We start from the raw sequence: 17,125 nt of genomic DNA on the forward strand, positions 1-17,125 counted from the left end.
AAATGACGGACTGGTTGATGCGATTGATGTTGATTTTCCATGTCTTGAAAGTTGTGTAACTCTCAAAAACGGTCAATCTATTTTAGACCTTTACATCTTGCCAACTGCATACTGTCCACTGCCATCTGTTTATTTCAACACTTCCCTCGAAATCACCAACTTCTGGATCTCGGAGGTTCCTTCACCAATGGTGCAAAGCTTAGAATCTCGGTAATATTTTTCCACTGGGTAATCTTTGGTAAATCCATATCCTCCAAAGATCTGTACCGCCTCATTGGATACAGAAACCGCTACTTCAGATGCATAAAGCTTTGCCTGGGCTCCGGCAAGCGTAACTTTTTCTCCCCTGTTTTTCAGGTCAGCAGCTTTGAAAGTCAATAGTTTTGCCGCCTCAATTTGGGTGGCCATGTCTGCCAGTTTGAAGGAGATTCCCTGGAAGCTGGAAATAGGCTTGTTGAATTGGTGACGCTCCTTGGAGTATTGGATAGAAGCTTCTAAAGCTCCCTCTGCAATGCCTAAGGATAAGGCTGCAATGGAAATCCTACCTCCGTCCAATATCTTCATGGACTGGATAAAACCTTCACCCACTTCGCCCAAGACTTGGCTTTCGTGGACTTTGCAATCCTCAAAAATCATCTCGGCAGTTTCTGAGGCTCGCATGCCAAGTTTGTCCTCTTTTCTGCCTCCCTTGAATCCCGGAGTGCCTTTTTCTACAATAAAAGCGGTCATTCCATGACTATCTCCTACTTCTCCAGTTCGGGCGATTACCACCGCCACATCTCCTGAGTAGCCATGCGTGATAAAGTTCTTGGCTCCATTGAGTACGTAATAGTCACCCTCTTTTTTGGCGACGGTACGCATATTTCCAGCATCGGAACCTGTATTCGGCTCAGTCAAGCCCCAGGCTCCAAGCCATTCGCAGGTAGCTAGTTTGGGTAGGTATTTTTGCTTTTGCTCGGCATTGCCAAACATCAAAATATGACCGGTGCACAGGGAATTATGGGCTGCCATGGATAGTCCCACTGAGGGGTCAAGCTTGGCCAGTTCGAGTATTGCAGTCACATATTCAAAATAGCCAAAACCAGATCCTCCGTATTCGGTAGGAACCAAAACGCCCATCAGGCCTAATTCGCCGAGTTTTTTAAATACAGGTAAAGGGAAATAGCTCTGATCGTCCCATTCTTTTCTGAAGGGGGTGATTTCTTTTGCTCCGAAATCCCGGATCATTTGAGCGATCATTCGCTGGTTTTCATTCGATGAAAAATCCATCATGAGTAATATTTGGGTTTATTCTAGATTATAAACCTTAAGATGAGAATTAGGTTTGGCAGTACCAAATAGGCCAAATCCGATGAAAATTTTGAAAATTTCTAAGAACTCAAGCTTTTGATTCTACGAATCCAACAGAAAATTCTTTTTTTATTTAAAAAACGGGTAAAGACCCATTATTCCTTATTTTAGAAAGGTTTTGATTTTAATCAGCATAATAAATGAGATCAGCAGGATTTACGTTTTTGTTTGTCATTATAGTCGCCATTTCCTCCTTTGCTCAAAGTCCAACTTATGTTTTGGACAGCTTAAAAACACAACTAAAGCAGGCAAAAACCGACCAAGAGAGGGTAGGAATTTATTCCGAATTGACCTGGTACTGGGCTATGGTTAATTTGGATTCAGCCTTGGCTTATGGTAAAGAATCACTTGCTCTGACAGAGAAAGTGGGAGACAAAAAGGCCATTGGACAAGCCTGGAGTGATCTGGGAAATGCTTACAACCAAAAGGGACAATTTGCGGAAGCAAAAAATGCCTACAAGAAATCATTGCTGATTCGAACTGAAATAGCGGATTCTGCCGGAATTGCAGGTTCCAAAAGTAATTTAGCCTCAGTTCATCAGCGATTGTATCAGACCGATTCCGCAATGAGTTACTATGTGGAGGCCTTGGATTATTACGAGCGGACAGGAAACGACAGATATATCAATTTTCTAAAAAATAATCTTGCAGTGCTTCATGAGGATATGCGAAATTTCCCAACCGCCCTCAAGCTCTATGAAGAAGTTGCCAAGTATCGTGAGGAAAATCAATTGATTTACGATTTGGCCTTGGTATATAATAACATGGGCAATATTTATAAGGCCACCAAAGATTACTCCAAGAGTGAAGAGTACCTCAATAAAGCCCTGGAAAATGGATTTAAGGCGGGAGATTCCTTGGTGGTTTCTGTCACATACCTCAATCTGGCTTCCCTTTTCAATGCCGCTGATCGTCCTGATCAAGCAATTGAGGCCGCAAATGCAGGGATAAAAATTGCCAAAAAGGTTAACTCACTTTACGATCAGGCCATGATGGAGTATGCTTTGGGGAACTCCTATTCCTTGAAAAAGGAATATTCCAAAGCCCGAACTTCCTACTTGAGTGCCATCAAAGTTTTGGAGGATCTGGAGGCAAAGGAGGAAGTATCTGCCATTCAACTTCGATTGGTGCCGGTCTTTGCAGCACTTAACATGCCCGATAGCGCTCAATATTATACAGATTTATACATCGATTATCGAAATAAGCTGACTGAAGAACAGGTTGAGGAGTTGACCAATGAAATCCAAACCAAGTACGAAACCGAGAAAAAAGATCGGGAAATTGCCGAGCAGCAATTAGCCATCCGGAATAAAAACCTCCAGCTTTACGGGAGTTTGATTTTAGCTTTAGCACTGGGGATTTTGGGCTATTTACTATACCGTCAGCAAAAGCTGAAGAATCAGCAGCTTAAACAGGAGGCAGAATTGAAGGCTGTTTTGGCCCAATTGGAAACTCAAAACAAACTCCAGGAGCAGCGACTGCTCATCTCCAGAGACCTTCATGACAATATCGGAGCCCAGTTGACTTTTATAATTTCTGCGATCGAAAACCTGAAGTTTTTTGAGCCAGTCAAGGAGCAGCTGAACCAGCGCTACGATTCCATTGCCAGCTTCACCAAGCAAACCATCACTGAACTCCGGGATACCATCTGGGCCATGAACAGCGGTCAGGTGACTTGGGAATCCTTGGCGGGAAGAGTTCAGGATTATTTACAAAAAGCTAGACAGTCTTCGCCAGGAATTCAATTCGAGTTTTCCTTGGCCGATTCGATCCAGAAAGACTCAACGCTTGGTTCCGCAGAAAGTATTCAGGTGCTGAGAATTATCCAAGAGGCGGTTCAAAATGCAGTCAAATATGCTGAAGCAAGTTCTATAAAAGTGGAGGTCAATAGGGAAAATGTAGAGTACCAAGTTTCTATTCAGGATAATGGAAAAGGATTCGAAGAATCTGAAATTACCCCCGGGAATGGACTATACAACATGCGAAAGCGAGCAGAGGAATTGGGGGGAGTTTTGGAAATTTCTTCTAATCCCGGGAATGGTACCGTGATCCTATTAGTTTGGGATGGAGAATAGGACTTTTGACGTATAGCAATTCGAGTAGTCAAAACTTAGCTTTCGAAGAATTTTGAGATAATGCTGGGTTTTTTGACAGAATCAGTTGGGCTTTTGGTATTGGCGACCCTGACGCTTGGCCTGTTCGTATTTTTTCATTTTATCCTTTTTAAGGAGTATTTAAGCACCAAGCGGATTCATTTTCAAAGGATTACCCAGTTGGAAAATTTGGTTCAGCAAGAACTTGATCGATCCAAAGCCCTTTTTCTAGGAGACCAGCAATTCCATAGGATAAAGGCTGAAACCGAGGAAAAATTAGGCTTGATTAAAATCCTTTTGGAACTGATGGGAAAAGACAAAAAAAAGGGACCCTAATTCTAGGATCCCTTTCGTTTTGGATAGGTTCAGCTTAATTAAAATTCTTGATCATTTGGTAGCAAAACTGGATGATCTCCTTGTAGTTTTCTTTACCGAGTTTCTCATCAATGCCATGGAAGCGCTGCATGGAAGTAGAATCTAAGCGCATCGGGTGGAAGCGATATACCTGTTCGGATACAGGATAAAAATACCGAGAATCCGTAGCGCCTCCCACTAAGCCTGGCACTACTACAGTCTCAGGATGAAGGCTCCGCATGGTTTTTTCCAAGACTTTATAGGGCTCTGCATCAGCACTTGATACAGGAGGAGGATTGGTTAAGAAGCCAACAGGTTCCACTTGGACCTTGTCGGAAACGATACTTTCAATATGAGCTTGAGTAGATTCAATGGTTTCTCCAGGAAGGATTCTGAAATTGATCGTGGCTTCTGCTACGGTAGGAATTACGTTGTTTTTTACCCCGCCATCGATTATCGTAGGGGCTGTTGTCGTGTGAACATTGAATCCCTCCAAAATCTGCTTTTTAAATAGCCAAGGATTGGCAAAAACCATCCTTGTGAAAAATGGCATCTCAGGTCCTAGATATTCTAATTGTTGGGGAATCGGGTCGATCATTTTGTAAGGAAGCTGATTGTTTTCCAGATCTACGATGGCCTTAGCCAAGATTCCAATGGTATTTTCCTTGGGTGGAGCAGAGCTATGTCCTCCATTCGTTTTGACAATAAGTCGGAAGGAAGCAAATCCTTTTTCCCCCAGATTGATCATCGCCACAGGAGATTCTATTCCGGGCACTAGTCCTTCAGCGATAAATCCTCCCTCATCCATGGTCATGGCAGCCTTGATTCCTCTTTCTTTTAGTAGTTCAGCAATTTTGCCAGCTCCTCTTGGACCTCCAACTTCCTCGTCATGTCCCGAGGCAATGTAGATGGTACGCGAGGGTTGAAATCCTTCTGAAAGCAGTTTTTCCACCGACTCCAATAGGCCTATCAGCGTTCCTTTGTCGTCCATGGTACCTCTTCCGATGATGTGGGTGTCCGTGATTCGACCCTCAAAAGGTGGAGCTTCCCATTGGTTGATTGTTGGTTCATCTACAGGGACCACATCCTGATGGGACATAAGAATGATAGGTTTCATAGAAGGATCAGAACCTTCCCAGGTATAGAGCAGACTATACGTATTGATTTTTTCCAGCTTGAGTTTGGAGTGGATCAGCGGGAAAGTTTGTTCCAAAAATCGATGAAATCCAAAAAATTCGGTTGAGTCAGGGGGAGTATCCTCATTGAATGAAATGGTTTTGAATTGGATTGCCTTGGATAGGTTTTCAAAAACCTGATCTGAAATGGCGACTTTTTCCACAGGCTCACCTTCCACTTGTTTGGAGCTCATTCGGAAGGTGTTGAATAGGATAAAGGCTACTGCTGCAAGAAGTAAAAGCATCAGCCAGAGAAGGATTTTTTTCATGGAAGGTGGTTGTGAATTTTATTGTTTTGATTTTACAAAAAAGGAATTTAAGCAAAAGGTCCAAACATTCAGCTTGGACCTTTCATTTTAGGATATTTCTACATCCTTGGTATTGTCATCAGGAATCCTGTCGATCAGCTTGTTGTAAGGATCAATTCCTGCTTTCACCGGCTCACCTTTCACTTTGATTGTGATGGTGGATTGCCCGGGTTTGATTTTGTATTTCTGGACATAAAGCGGATTGGTTCGGGTTCTTCCGTTTTCATCTTTGTCCTCTGCTGCAAAAACTCCAATGTCTATGTAATCTCCATCATAGCTCGCATTTTCTTCTTTGCCTGTTTCATCGGCATAGAGTTTTTGAGAAAGTATGTTTAGGGTAAGTTCATATTCCCCATCTGAGATTTTTTTGGCGGTAACAGATTCTGCACGGTTATCATACAAGGTGATTTTATTCCAGGTGTCGTCCAGGTAATATTTCAGGCTATCTGGGGTCACTTGATCCAAATGCCTGAATAAATCATAGCTGCCTGGGAATGGAGGGAATTGCTTTAGTCCAAATTCCTGATTGAATGCATAAAGAGCAGAGTCCATCGCCTCTTCCCCGATCAGGTCTCGGAGTCCATACAAGATCAAACTTCCTTTATTGTACCATTGGTATGGGCGATTGCAATTGATGAAGGTGTTTTCCTTTTTGCTTTCGTTGGATCTTCCTCTTAGGTAGTCATCCAATTCGTCCTCCAGGAAGCGCTTCATGTTGTCTTTTCCGTACTTTCTCTCAGAGAGTATCAAGGCAGAAAATTCAGCCAATGCTTCTGAAATCAAATTGGATCCCCGTGTATTATTCGGAGTGATTTGATGTCCCCACCACTGGTGAGCCAGCTCATGCGCTGTCACATAGTAGACATAATCGAAGGCGTTTGGATCGGAGAAGTTTGCGACCCAACCGAAACTCTCAGAGAACGGAACGGTGTTCGGGAAAGATTGCGCAAATCCGGCATATCTCGGAAATTCCAAAAGGCGCATCTGCCTAAATTGGAAATTGCCGTAAGTCTCTGAGAAATAAGTCAAACCATCTTTATAAGATTCTAAGAAGCGATCCAGATTGTAAGGATGCTTGGCGTCGTGGTAGATCTCGATATTTATTTTTTGCCCATCAGGAAGGACAGCTTCATCTCTCAAAACCTCATATTCTGCTGATACAAAAGTGAAAAATGACTGAATCGGCGTGTCTTGAATGTAATGGAAATACCTTCTTCCGTTTTCTTCCCACTCCTTTTGAAGATATCCGGGAGCGACTGCGATTTGGGAAGGAATCGTGCTTACCACAGCTTCAAACTGAATGAAATCCGCATCATCTGCGAAAAGCAGCGTTCGTTCACCCTTTGGATCATGATGCGGCGGTAAATCCTCCGGTTTTTCTGGAAGCTCATATTTCCTTCTGTCCTCATCCGAAGAAATCTCAATTCCCGCATCATATCCGATATTCGGAATTCCCCCACTAAAGAATGAACCATTGTAAACCAGCTCTCTGCCAAAGCCTGAATTTGGGAATCCCGTATTCAAGGCCTTGCTAATTATGGTCAGATTCAAGGTGTCTCCCGGCTGCATGGTTTGGGGAAGAGCCGTTATTTTATACCATTCCCTTTCTGGGTTTTTTCCGAAAACCTGGAATTTTCTAGGTTCATAAGTCAAGGGAAAGCGATGCTTCAGCGTATCCCCGTTGAGGACTACTTTGAAATCATCCAAAGAAACGGAGTTGAAATGGATAGAGTCAATTGGGGAATCTGTCTTGTTTACCAATTCGACTTGAGCCACGAAATACGCATCTCGCTCCATAGGGTAGAGATCAGCCTGAATATTCACTTTGGTGTATTTAGGCTGAGGAATTCCCTCGTATTTTTTCAACTGTTTCTCATAGGCCACTGATCGCTTGGTCATTTCCTCCGGAGTCATGTATCCATTTTCATAGACCACGGTTTGGTAAATGTATGCCCCAGATGCCAAGGCAATCAGAAGAAATAGGTAGGAAAGCTTTGGAGCTGAGGTCCCAAGTCTGGATTTGGCAGATTGCCAACGGCTTTTCCAAGAATCTTCTGTTCCTCTTGAAAAGAAGATGCTGAAAAACAAAACCAGAAATATTCCCCACGCTGTCCAGTATAGATTAAACCAGAAAAGAGGTTTGCCAAAGTGCCCCAGTCCGTTCATGTCACTCCAGGTATAGCCAGGCTTATAGCTGAAGAAGAAGAGGTTGAAATTGTAATCCGCAAAATCCCTCAGGATGATCATCACCAGCCAAATTCCAATCGCAGCTGCATGTCCTGCAAACTTATTATTGACTACCAAATGAACCGCAAATACCAGCATAACCATCTGGAGATAATCTGGCAGGGAAATCAAATAGCTGTCAATCAAATAGACTTTCAAATCGTAATCGAAGTAGCCTTTCAGGGTTTGGATAATGATTCCCACTACGATAGGAACAGTAGTCAAAACCAAGCAGATAAAAGCCATTCCCAAAAACTTGGAAGAAATCACGACTGAGTCCTTTACCGGGAAAGTATCATTGATGACAGAATACCCAGTGGCTTTGTCTCTGTGGAGGGCTTCTCCGGTAAAGAACACGATGATGATGAAGACGAACAGGTTGTAGTCAAAGGATTTGTACTCCATCAAAAAGGAAGTGGATGGAAAATTGGGAACGCTATAAAGCGTCATTCCTATCCAAAAGTCCAAAACCAAAAAGATCAATCCACCTAAAAGAATTGAGCGGAAATAGACGTCTTTAGAAACATTTTGAACCTCAATCCTTGTGAGAGTTTTGAGACTGTTCCATTGATAGTTTTTGGAAAAATCCGAAACAGCCGAAATCTTTTTCTGAATGTATCCTGGTTCAGCTTCTTTGCCGGCCTTGCTTTTCTTTTGAGAAGTCTGAAAGAAATAACTGAAGCTAAATCGGAAATAAGCAGCTACAAAAAACACCAATCCCAATCCAGACCAAAGCAACCGGTTCAGCAGCAAGTTTCCTTCAAGAGGAAGGAAAAAGCTGTTTTGCTCGTAAGGAGTGAGATATCGGGTTTGAAGGCTAAATGAATTTAATCCAAACGGATCTATCAACTGAACCAAATCCTTGTTTTCAATATCCTGAGCAAGGAAATTGGCCAGCAGGTAAAATATGAAGACTACAATTCCACCTGAATAAATGGACCGGATATTTCTGGTGAAGACGATGAGGGCAAAAAACAAGGTTCCCGCCAACCAGAGATTTGGAAGAAGAAGGGTAAACCAAGGTTGGAAATAATTGATCAATAAGTTGGGACCGTAGCGCTCAGCTTCTGTGCCAAAGCTAGGGCCGAAAAGACTACCCAGAAAAATACCCAGCAATGCTCCCAAAGAAATAAAGAGAAGGGTGACGAACGATCCCCAAAACCTTCCCATGAAATAGTCAAATTTCGTGATAGGGTAGCTGAAAAGGAATGTTCCTGTCTTATGCTCTAAATCCCGATAAAGCGGCACACCCATAACCGCCGACGCAATCAAAATCCCAAAAATGGAAATCAGAAGCAGCAATTCCGCGATGACGATTGGAGCGTTATGAAAGACTTTTTCGGAAGCCGGTGTGTTTCCGAAACCAATTAGCAGCATAGGGACAATGGTCAACATCAGGAAGTAAATCCAGGTCGCCGGCCGTCCAAACCGGTATTTTAGTTCGAATAGAAAGATATCCTTAAACATAAGCCTGCTTATATGGTGATAGGATCAACTTTCTTGGAAATGAAACTGAAGTAGACGTCTTCTAGATCAGCAGGAACTGCCTCAAAACCATTATCCAAAGCCTCTTCACTTTCTACGCGAAGACTTAATTTTCCTGAGATCAATTTGGTGGAGATCACGTGGTAATCTTTTCTGTATTGATCCAAATCCCCTTTGTCGATTGCTTTTTGGTAGATTTTTCCCTGAACCATGGCCAGTCCATCTTTTGGTTTTCCTTGCATGAGCACTTCTCCCATGCAGATAATGGCCATGTTGGAGCAAAGAGTATTCACATCTTCCACGATGTGAGTGGATAGGATTACGATGGTATTTTCTCCGATTTCTGAAAGCAGATTGTAGAATCGGTTTCTTTCCGAAGGATCGAGACCTGCCGTGGGTTCATCAACTATGATTAGGGAAGGATTTCCCACTAAGGCCTGTGCAATTCCAAAACGCTGACGCATACCGCCGGAATAAGTACCCAATCCTTTTTTGCGGTCTTTGTAAAGATTCACCCGATTAAGCAGGGCTTCTACGAGGTCCTTTCGCTCAGCTTTATTTCCTATTCCTTTCATCTGGGCGATATGATCCAGCATAGTTTCGGCACTTATTCTGGGATAAAGCCCAAAATCCTGAGGAAGGTAACCTAGCCGTTCTCTTACGGATTGTTTATCCTTTAAGACATCGATCCCATCCAAAGTGATGCTTCCGAGATCAGCATCCTGAAGGGTGGCAATAGTCCTCATTAAGGTGGATTTTCCTGCACCATTGGGTCCCAAAAGGCCAAACATCCCCTGAGGGATGGTGAGGGAAATGTTGTTTAAAGCTCTTACACCATTTGGGTAAGTCTTGGTTAAGTTTGAAATAATTAATTCCATAGAAACTGGGATAGTGGTTTAAAATTGAGGTCTCCAAAAATTAGCTTTGAAGAAAATGTTTGTCTTTTAAGTTAAGTATTTGGTTTGAAAGGCTTTGTATGATTCTGGGATAATTGAGCTTTCTTAACCTTTAGATGCAGATTTTCCGTGATTGGTGACTCAGGGCAGAGATATTTTTTTTAACTAGAAAGCGAAAACCAAAAGTCCCTCCATGCGAGTCATTCACTTAATCCATATTTCTAGAAGATTATCTTATCTATTGATTTTGGCCAGTCTTCTGGCTTTTTCTTGTCAAAAAAGAGAGTTCCTCAAGGAATCCGGTCAACTCGAATCTTTTGCTGAAATGGTTCAGGCTGGAGTAAAACCCATCGCATTTGGTCCGGCAATGACCGAAGCTGAAGCTTCGCTTTTTAAGGCAGAAGCAGAGCGAATTGCAGGGAAGTATGGATTGGAAATTCTGCTGGAAACGGATTTTCCAGAAACTGATCTTTTCCCACTTACGGCTACACAAGAAAAGCAATTCTACATTTTGGGTAATTCCAATTCACTCTTAGCCTATCAGAGTTGGAAGGAGGAAGTGGAAGGATTGATTTCATCCCAAACATATACTAAAGATATCCGTCGCTCACTAAGCCGAAGACTGGGAAGATTGCTGGGCTATCCTACTGATCATATGAATGACCTTTTAGGAGAAAATTCAGCTTTTCGGGATGTGGAGGATTTTGGAATTCAGGGAAGTTCGGTGCATTGGTATTATCGGGATTTTCCAAAAGCCAAAAATTTCTATTCTGAAAAGTTGGGTTTGAATATTGCTTCCGAAACAGATTCTTCTGCAACTTTTCAATTAGCGGGGGATTCTTACTTGGTCCTTCATGCCTTGAAAGGTTCTGGATTTTCCGGATCAGAGCCCAAATCTGTAGCCCTTGCTTTACTTTCGGATCACTTGCAGGGATGGTATCAGCACTTGTTGGAGCAAAATGTGACGATCAAGTATCCTTTAAAAGTCAAGCCAGGGGGTCCGCATGATGGGTTTGTGGCAGTTGATCCTGAGGGGTATTTGTTAGAGTTTGAAGCATTTTATCAGCATCCGGAGAATGAAATTCTCATTTCAGAATTGCAAAATTTAAGTCCTACTGCAACTTCCTTAGGTAAGGAATTTTCCTTCAAGGCAACCGTAGTTTGGTTGTACTACCAGGATATGCTTTCTGCTGAAAATTTTATTCAGGAAAGTATGGGACTCACCAAAAGTGCTGATCAGGGCTGGGCAAAAATTTATAAAGCTTCGGAAAATGGCTTTATTGGATTGGTGGATGGGTTAAGAGGAATGAATACCTATTCTCCCGAGAAGCTAGTCAAAATCGGTTTGGATTTAGAAAATCCCGGTCCTTGGGAAAATTACCTCAAAGCCAATTCAACCGATTCATTGCGCCAGGCTAGAACGTTTAGGGATGCAGGAGGATATATTTTTACTTTTTAGTAAATAGGTTTTAAACCACATAGAAACATAGAATTGGTTCATTTGAACCCACCTTCCTAATTATTTCTATTTTTCCTCGAGTCAATAGTATTTGTTGACAAAGGTTTTTTGACCCTGTTTGAAAAGGTTGGTTACATTGAAATTCAGAAGAATTCCCTTTGGAGCACGAAGAAGATTCATGTAGTTTATCACTTGTGCTTGATGAACTGGCAAGATCTCAGAAACAGCTTTAAGTTCGACTACCACTAAGTCTTCTATAAAAAAATCACACTTAAACATCCCTTCAACAGTATGCCCCTTGTACACAATTGGAATTTCCAACTCTTGTTTAAAAGAAATTTCTCTCTCGAAAAACTCAATTGCTAGACATTTTTGGTAAACGCTCTCCAATAAGCCAGGTCCTATTTGCCGATGAACCTCAATAGCTGCACCCAAAATCCGGAAGGATAAATTGTCAATTTCCGCTCTTGAAGCTTTCATAAAAAAGATTAAACCTAAAACTCTAATTTAAGGCTTTTCACTTTCTATGTTTCTATGTGGTATTAGAAAAAATTCAAAGGTTGTGCAGGTCTCTTTTTAGAAAATCAGATAAAGTTTTTTTTGGATGGTTAAAGACCTTTGAGTCAATGTGGTAAATTGAAATTTCCAATTTTCCCTCTCAATAAATTCATTTATGAAAAAAATCATACTCTTTGTTTTCTTTCTAGCTACTTCCTTTTGCACTTGGGCGACCGAATTGGTCAATTTGATTACTACCTACCAAGCGGATAGGGGAGCGCTATCAAGATTGTACACCAACAGACTTTCGGAGGAGTATTTTTCCCGGATGGCCAGTTTTAATCAGGATTACCTGAAAACTCTTCAAGCCCAGAATTACGCAGCCTTATCCGAAGACGGAAAGATCGATTATGTCCTTTTCAGGAATTACCTGGAGGAGGAATTGGCAGTATTGGATTTGGATCAAAGAGCATTTTCTGAAGTCAAATCTGTAGTTGCTTTTGGCAAACCCCTGGAAGAATTTGTGGTCGCCAGGAGAAGAGCAAAGCAGCCAAGTTCACAGGAATTAGCCGCTAGCTGGAATCAGGTAGCCAAAGCCGTGGATGCCCAGTTGAAATCTTTGCCTTCAAATGCCAAATATGATTCCTGGCAAAAGGCGGATCTGGCAGCTCAGGCTGTCGAAAGCTTAAATCGAGTGGTCAAGGAAGCCTATGATTTCTATTTTGATTTTGACCCGGAATTTACTTGGTGGATGCCAGAGCCTTGGAAGAAACTGGATGCCAGCATGAAGGCTTATGCGAAAGCACTGCGGGAGCATTACACGAATTCAGTCAAAGATGATGGAAGTGGCATCATAGGTAAGCCTATTGGCAGGGAAGCTTTGGAGAAGCAGTTGGGATTTGAAATGATCGCCTATTCTCCAGAGGAATTGATCGCTGAGGCAGAAAGGCAATTTGCCTGGTGCGAAAAAGAGATGCTCAAGGCATCGAATGAATTAGGTTTTGGGAACGATTGGAAAGCGGCCTTGGAGATGGTCAAGGAAACCTATTTTCCAGCAGGAGCATGGCCGGCTGAAGTTGTTCGATTAGGAGAGGAAGCAATTGATTTGATGGAGAAGAATGATTGGATTACCATTCCTCCTTTGGCTAAAGAGACCTGGAGAACGACCATGATCTCTGCGGAAAGGCAGCGGGTGAGTCCTTTCTTCCTCGGAGGAGAGGTAATTCAGATTGCTTATCCCACTTCCGAAATGAGCCATGATGACAAAATGATGTCCATGCGAGGGAATAATCCCCACTTTTCCAGAGCTACTGTCCAGCATGAATTGATCCCTGGACACCACTTGCAGCAGTTTATGAATCAGCGCCATATGACTCATCGCAGGATGTTTGGCACTCCGTTTTGGACAGAAGGATGGGCGCTGTATTGGGAGTTTGTGCTTTGGGACCGGAATTTCCCAAGGGATGCTAAGGATAAGGTCGGGATGCTTTTCTGGAGAATGCACCGCTGTGCCCGAATTATTTTCTCCTTGAATTACCACCTTGGCAAAATGACTCCTCAGCAATGCATCGATTTGCTGGTAGATAAAGTGGGTCATGAGAGGGCCAATGCAGAGGCTGAAGTGCGAAGATCATTTGAAGGAAATTATGGTCCCTTGTATCAGATTGCCTACATGATCGGAGCCTTGGAAATATATTCTCTGAGGAAAGAAATGGTAGAATCAGGAAAAATGCCAGAGAAAGAATTCCACGATTTGATTATGACCCAAAACGCAATGCCGATTGAAATCCTGAGAGCAAAAGTGACAGGAAAACCATTGGATAAAAATCACAAAGCCAGTTGGAAGTTTTTGGATTGAATTATTTCCCGCTGATTTTCACAGAAAAGGAAATAGATATTCGCAGATTCAAAAGAAGGAAGGTTATTCAGCCTTCCTTTTTGTGTTTCCCAGCATGAACTTTTGCTAGTTGATCTATTATTTACCAAACCCCAAATCCGGGAAAAAACGTAAATTGGGTTAATTTCCAATTTTAATTCATTTGCCATGAACGCTGAAAAACTTAAGCTGACCATCATCCAAAGGGTCATGAAAATCGATAGCAAATCTTCTTTGGAGCGGATTGAGGAGCTATTGATCCGGGAGGAAATGCAAAGAAGGGCAGATGAATCCATTGAGGACATCAAAGCTGGAAGAGTACATTCATTGGAAGAGTTTAAACAAATGAATGAAAAATGGCTGAAAGAGAGAGGTTTAAAGTAATCTTGACCAGGTCAAGTATTTTAAGATTTAAAGACGAGATTTTTCCTTACCTCCTAGATAATTTTACCGCCAAGCGTGTTCTTGAAATCGAGGAGGAGTTGTTTGAAAAAGTTGATTCTCTAGAGTTTTTTCCATATCGAAGTACTAGAGAAGCCTCCTTAATTGACGATCCTAAAGAATTTCGCTTCTTACTTTATCAGGCAAGCCAAAAATTTGAATTGAAAATTTTGTTTTATATCGATGAATTGGAAAAAAAGGTATATGTCACCGATTTCTTTCATACACTTAAAGATCCCTCGAAAATCAAATCCAATTAATAAAGGAAGGCCAAATCGCCTTCCTTTTTTCATGTGAATAGGTTTGAGTTATTCCGGCATGTTTTTCAGCTTGATGACCACTACTCCATTTTTTCCATCAGCGCCATACTTTTCTAAGGCTTGTTCCCCCTTCAGTACAGAGACACTTTCGATGTCTTTCGGGTCAATCTGCTCGAAGGAAAGCACCTTCTTCATTCCGCTCTTGGTTTCCAAAAAGTAAAGCGGTTGCTCTCCATTTCCATTTACACTCACGGCCACTTTTGGAGAAGTACTGATAGTTCCATTAACTGAAGAGGCCATCGGCACCCCGTCTACAATTTTCAAAGGGGCGGTACTTCCTGTTCCTCTGATGACATAGGTTTGTGATTTAGACAAGGTTTTTACCTGCTCAGGAGTCAACTCATTTTTTATTGCTACTAAAGTGCTCAGCTGTTTTTTCTTCAATTGATTTTCAAGATTTAGAACCATGTCCAATTGCTTGGAAACTGCCGCTGCGTCAATTTTATCCTCACCCAAAAGCTTTTTTAGCTTTGCATTCTCCTCATCCAAATCCCATTTCAGGGTAGAAAACTGGCCGGCATTATCGGCATGGATTTTTTTGATTTTACTGGCTTGGGTTTCAGTTAGATTAAGCTTTTCTCGCATTTCCATGATTCGGTCAGCAGAATACAAATTGCTTTGAAACATATCTGAAGAAGCTTTAGCAGGAGCTTGCACATAGGTGTATGCACTCTGTGCTTTGACTATTCCTCCTACTAGAAATAAGGTCAGAATAAGGAATATTTTTTTCATGAGATTAAAGTTTTGAAATAGTTGGTTTAGTTAAAATTCAGTCAGGAGCGAAGCCGTTGGAGACTCCCAGATGTCCATTTCGGTTGTTTCCTGAATATGAAACTGCAATTCTTGGTCAGGCCCCTCTTCCAAGGTGATGATCAGCACCTCTGGACTAGGTTGTTCTTGCTTTTCTTCGGAGGTGAAGAAAAAAGCCCCCAGCGCCAAGGATGCTGCTATTCCCATTGGAATCCACCATTGGATGTGGCTTTTTTTCTCCAACTCCGGAAATGGCGGAATCAGCAATTGCTCGTCCTGCTTGCGGATCTCTTGGAAGAATGCTTTTAATTCTGGGTCTTTATCAATTTTCATAGGTCTCACAGATAGCACAGATGTGCACAGATGATATAGTAAGTACTAGATCTTATTTAAACCTTTGCTGTTTTTCAAACCTCAAAGGCTTTTTGCCTCTCAATCCATTCTTTCAGTTTCTTTTTACCCCGGTCGTAGTGGGTTCGGATGGTTCCGATATGCAGCTGCAATACTTCCGCACTTTGCTCCAAGGTCATGTCGTGGTAAAAAACCATCAACAAAACTTCCTGCTGCATTTTGGGGAGTTGCCGGATCAGCCCTTCGTAATCATCAGGAGGGGTTTCGATCTCCTCCCAGATTTCCCTCTCCGAGTCCAAGCTTTCCCATTTTCCCAATTTTCTCAGCTCATCCATCGCTGTAAATCGGATGACTGAAAAAAGCCAGGTTTTGGGATGGGCTTCCATTTTTAGCTTCGCTTTTCCTTCCAGGATTTTTAGATATACTTGCTGAATCACATCCTTGGCCAACTCCCCATCAAACCCACAGCATTGGCGTGCCCATAAATAGGCTTCTCTGTGGTGCTGTCTGAGTAATGTTTCTAGTTGGCTTCGGTTCATTTATACTGGTTTATCAGCTAAAGCAGGAATTTATATGACAAGCTTTCAAAAAAAATTTAACTCCTAACTTTAAACTCTAAATTTCTACCCATGTGGCCACAGCTCATTCGTCAATTCCGTCATTACCTCAAGCTGGAACGCTCCTTGAGCGAAAACTCTATTGATGCGTATACGGCAGATGTAGAGAAGTTGGCTGGGTATGCGGAAAAAGAATTTCCAGGGAAAAGCGCCTTAGACTTGGAATTGGAGCATCTTCGCCGCTTTGTCAATGCTTTGGCCAAGTTGGAAATTTCGGCCTATACTCAAGCCCGGATCATCTCTGGGATCAAGGCTTTTTATCGCTTTTTGATGTATGAGGATAGAATCAAAGAAGATCCTGCCCAGCTACTGGAAGCACCCAAGATTGGCAGAAAACTCCCGGATACGCTGAGTTTTTTAGAAATAGAACAGCTACTGGAGGCTATTCCTTTGGGTGAACCCGAAGGTCATCGCAACCGGGCCATGCTGGAAATGCTCTACAGCTCAGGGCTCCGGGTCAGCGAGCTGGTCGAGCTGAAGAAAAGCCAGGTGTTTGCGGATGTGGGATTTCTTCGGGTAGTTGGAAAAGGAAATAAAGAAAGGCTGGTTCCGATAGGAAAGGACGCCCTGAAGTATTTGAAAATCTACCAAGAGGAAGTCCGAGTGCATCAGACTCCAGCTAAAGGGCATGAGGAATATGTGTTTCTCAATCGTCGGGGACAGAAGCTCACCCGGGTCATGATTTTTCTGATCATTAAAAAGACCGCAGAGCAGGCTGGGATTAAAAAAAACATCAGTCCGCATACCTTCCGGCATTCCTTTGCTACCCATTTGATCGAAGGAGGAGCGGATCTGCGAGCCGTGCAAGAAATGCTGGGACACGAAAGCATTACCACCACAGAGATCTATACCCACTTGGATCGGGATTACCTCCGGCAAGTGCTCACGGAGTTTCACCCAAGAAAGGGGTAGGATTTCAGGAAAGG

At 42.4% G+C, this 17,125-nt stretch carries 15 protein-coding genes; 7 read left to right on the forward strand and 8 right to left on the reverse strand.

The window, feature by feature from the left end; translation table 11 throughout:
* Positions 1–129: 129 nt before the first annotated feature.
* On the reverse strand, positions 130–1,269 hold the full coding sequence (locus DFQ04_RS15645) for an acyl-CoA dehydrogenase family protein (protein WP_133557970.1): 1,140 nt from the start codon (positions 1,267–1,269) through the stop codon (positions 130–132).
* A 221-nt stretch (positions 1,270–1,490) separates the two neighbouring features.
* Between DFQ04_RS15645 and DFQ04_RS15650 the strand changes: the two genes are divergently transcribed.
* Both DFQ04_RS15650 and DFQ04_RS15655 read left to right on the forward strand, forming a co-directional pair.
* On the forward strand, positions 1,491–3,425 hold the full coding sequence (locus DFQ04_RS15650; RefSeq protein ID WP_133557590.1) for a tetratricopeptide repeat-containing sensor histidine kinase: 1,935 nt from the start codon (positions 1,491–1,493) through the stop codon (positions 3,423–3,425).
* A 60-nt stretch (positions 3,426–3,485) separates the two neighbouring features.
* Positions 3,486–3,779, forward strand: coding sequence for a hypothetical protein (locus tag DFQ04_RS15655; RefSeq protein ID WP_133557592.1), 294 nt, complete (start codon positions 3,486–3,488; stop codon positions 3,777–3,779).
* Positions 3,780–3,813: 34 nt separating this feature from the next.
* Here the strand turns inward: DFQ04_RS15655 and DFQ04_RS15660 are convergent, their stop codons facing one another.
* The 3 genes from DFQ04_RS15660 to DFQ04_RS15670 form a co-directional block, all read right to left on the reverse strand.
* Positions 3,814–5,241 (reverse strand): M20 family peptidase, encoded by a 1,428-nt coding sequence (locus DFQ04_RS15660; RefSeq protein WP_133557594.1) that lies wholly within the window; start codon positions 5,239–5,241, stop codon positions 3,814–3,816.
* Between the two features lie 87 nt (positions 5,242–5,328).
* Positions 5,329–8,973 carry an ABC transporter permease/M1 family aminopeptidase gene (locus DFQ04_RS15665; RefSeq protein ID WP_133557596.1) on the reverse strand — a complete coding sequence of 1,215 codons (3,645 nt, stop codon included), beginning with the start codon at positions 8,971–8,973 and terminating at the stop codon, positions 5,329–5,331.
* 8 nt (positions 8,974–8,981) lie between these two features.
* Positions 8,982–9,869, reverse strand: coding sequence for an ABC transporter ATP-binding protein (locus DFQ04_RS15670; protein WP_133557598.1), 888 nt, complete (start codon positions 9,867–9,869; stop codon positions 8,982–8,984).
* Positions 9,870–10,080: 211 nt separating this feature from the next.
* Between DFQ04_RS15670 and DFQ04_RS15675 the strand changes: the two genes are divergently transcribed.
* Positions 10,081–11,346: a VOC family protein gene (locus tag DFQ04_RS15675; RefSeq protein ID WP_133557600.1), complete on the forward strand. Its 1,266-nt coding sequence runs from the start codon at positions 10,081–10,083 to the stop codon at positions 11,344–11,346.
* Between the two features lie 81 nt (positions 11,347–11,427).
* On the opposite strand, the gene DFQ04_RS15680 is transcribed toward DFQ04_RS15675, so the two are convergent.
* Complete coding sequence (locus DFQ04_RS15680) at positions 11,428–11,826, reverse strand: GxxExxY protein (protein WP_133557602.1); 399 nt, start codon at positions 11,824–11,826, stop codon at positions 11,428–11,430.
* 193 nt (positions 11,827–12,019) lie between these two features.
* Between DFQ04_RS15680 and DFQ04_RS15685 the strand changes: the two genes are divergently transcribed.
* The 3 genes from DFQ04_RS15685 (at position 12,020) to DFQ04_RS15695 (ending at position 14,421) form a co-directional block, all read left to right on the forward strand.
* Entirely contained in the window at positions 12,020–13,702 is a 1,683-nt protein-coding gene (locus tag DFQ04_RS15685; RefSeq protein ID WP_133557604.1) for a DUF885 family protein, read from the forward strand.
* Between the two features lie 186 nt (positions 13,703–13,888).
* A complete protein-coding gene (locus DFQ04_RS15690; RefSeq protein WP_133557606.1) occupies positions 13,889–14,104 on the forward strand; it encodes a hypothetical protein in 216 nt (71 codons plus the stop codon).
* The gene (locus DFQ04_RS15695) at positions 14,077–14,421 is read left to right on the forward strand and encodes a hypothetical protein (protein ID WP_133557608.1); all 345 of its coding nucleotides are present in this window, start codon (positions 14,077–14,079) and stop codon (positions 14,419–14,421) included. The genes DFQ04_RS15690 and DFQ04_RS15695 overlap by 28 nt, the downstream gene beginning before the upstream one ends.
* 48 nt (positions 14,422–14,469) lie before the next feature.
* Here the strand turns inward: DFQ04_RS15695 and DFQ04_RS15700 are convergent, their stop codons facing one another.
* The 3 genes from DFQ04_RS15700 to DFQ04_RS15710 all read right to left on the reverse strand — a co-directional run bounded on the left by DFQ04_RS15700 (position 14,470) and on the right by DFQ04_RS15710 (position 16,121).
* Positions 14,470–15,213 carry a Spy/CpxP family protein refolding chaperone gene (locus DFQ04_RS15700; protein ID WP_133557610.1) on the reverse strand — a complete coding sequence of 248 codons (744 nt, stop codon included), beginning with the start codon at positions 15,211–15,213 and terminating at the stop codon, positions 14,470–14,472.
* A 30-nt stretch (positions 15,214–15,243) separates the two neighbouring features.
* Entirely contained in the window at positions 15,244–15,564 is a 321-nt protein-coding gene (locus DFQ04_RS15705; RefSeq protein ID WP_133557612.1) for a hypothetical protein, read from the reverse strand.
* A 74-nt stretch (positions 15,565–15,638) separates the two neighbouring features.
* The gene (locus DFQ04_RS15710) at positions 15,639–16,121 is read right to left on the reverse strand and encodes an RNA polymerase sigma factor (protein ID WP_133557614.1); all 483 of its coding nucleotides are present in this window, start codon (positions 16,119–16,121) and stop codon (positions 15,639–15,641) included.
* A 90-nt stretch (positions 16,122–16,211) separates the two neighbouring features.
* Here DFQ04_RS15710 and xerD point away from each other — a divergent pair, with 90 nt between their 5' ends.
* Entirely contained in the window at positions 16,212–17,111 is a 900-nt protein-coding gene (gene xerD, locus DFQ04_RS15715) for a site-specific tyrosine recombinase XerD (protein WP_133557616.1), read from the forward strand.
* Positions 17,112–17,125 lie beyond the last annotated feature (14 nt).

The organism is Algoriphagus boseongensis, assembly GCF_004362805.1.
In the GTDB taxonomy this organism is placed as follows: domain Bacteria; phylum Bacteroidota; class Bacteroidia; order Cytophagales; family Cyclobacteriaceae; genus Algoriphagus; species Algoriphagus boseongensis.

Excerpts from the sequence above, each read along its gene's own strand:
- DFQ04_RS15645 (WP_133557970.1), bottom strand. The coding sequence starts at position 1,269 with ATGGATTTTTCATCGAATGAAAACCAGCGAATGATCGCTCAAATGATC.
- DFQ04_RS15650 (WP_133557590.1), top strand. The coding sequence starts at position 1,491 with ATGAGATCAGCAGGATTTACGTTTTTGTTTGTCATTATAGTCGCCATT.
- DFQ04_RS15655 (WP_133557592.1), top strand. The coding sequence starts at position 3,486 with ATGCTGGGTTTTTTGACAGAATCAGTTGGGCTTTTGGTATTGGCGACC.
- DFQ04_RS15660 (WP_133557594.1), bottom strand. The coding sequence starts at position 5,241 with ATGAAAAAAATCCTTCTCTGGCTGATGCTTTTACTTCTTGCAGCAGTA.
- DFQ04_RS15665 (WP_133557596.1), bottom strand. The coding sequence starts at position 8,973 with ATGTTTAAGGATATCTTTCTATTCGAACTAAAATACCGGTTTGGACGG.
- DFQ04_RS15670 (WP_133557598.1), bottom strand. The coding sequence starts at position 9,869 with ATGGAATTAATTATTTCAAACTTAACCAAGACTTACCCAAATGGTGTA.
- DFQ04_RS15675 (WP_133557600.1), top strand. The coding sequence starts at position 10,081 with ATGCGAGTCATTCACTTAATCCATATTTCTAGAAGATTATCTTATCTA.
- DFQ04_RS15680 (WP_133557602.1), bottom strand. The coding sequence starts at position 11,826 with ATGAAAGCTTCAAGAGCGGAAATTGACAATTTATCCTTCCGGATTTTG.
- DFQ04_RS15685 (WP_133557604.1), top strand. The coding sequence starts at position 12,020 with ATGAAAAAAATCATACTCTTTGTTTTCTTTCTAGCTACTTCCTTTTGC.
- DFQ04_RS15690 (WP_133557606.1), top strand. The coding sequence starts at position 13,889 with ATGAACGCTGAAAAACTTAAGCTGACCATCATCCAAAGGGTCATGAAA.
- DFQ04_RS15695 (WP_133557608.1), top strand. The coding sequence starts at position 14,077 with ATGGCTGAAAGAGAGAGGTTTAAAGTAATCTTGACCAGGTCAAGTATT.
- DFQ04_RS15700 (WP_133557610.1), bottom strand. The coding sequence starts at position 15,213 with ATGAAAAAAATATTCCTTATTCTGACCTTATTTCTAGTAGGAGGAATA.
- DFQ04_RS15705 (WP_133557612.1), bottom strand. The coding sequence starts at position 15,564 with ATGAAAATTGATAAAGACCCAGAATTAAAAGCATTCTTCCAAGAGATC.
- DFQ04_RS15710 (WP_133557614.1), bottom strand. The coding sequence starts at position 16,121 with ATGAACCGAAGCCAACTAGAAACATTACTCAGACAGCACCACAGAGAA.
- xerD (WP_133557616.1), top strand. The coding sequence starts at position 16,212 with ATGTGGCCACAGCTCATTCGTCAATTCCGTCATTACCTCAAGCTGGAA.